At 56.5% G+C, this 230-nt stretch carries 1 pseudogene; it reads left to right on the forward strand.

Annotated features, from left to right (window positions below):
• Window positions 1–230, forward strand: a pseudogene (locus ACSNOK_RS36540) (urocanate hydratase); the annotation flags it as partial.

The following is a 230-nucleotide window of genomic DNA, read 5'->3' on the forward strand; positions in this document are numbered from 1 at the left end:
GCTGGGTCGCGCTTTCGGGCGAAAAGGAAGACATTTATAAAACCGACGAAGCGATAATGAATCTTTTCCCCGAAAACGATCATCTCGCGCGCTGGCTGACAATGGCGCAGGAACAGGTCGAATTTCAAGGCTTGCCCGCCAGAATCTGCTGGCTCGGCTACGGCGAACGCGCCCGCGCCGGACTCAAATTAAACGAAATGGTCGCGAGCGGCGAGCTGAAAGCCCCGATC

Origin of the sequence: Streptomyces sp. URMC 126 (assembly GCF_051386555.1) — a bacterium.
Classification (GTDB): domain Bacteria; phylum Actinomycetota; class Actinomycetes; order Streptomycetales; family Streptomycetaceae; genus Streptomyces.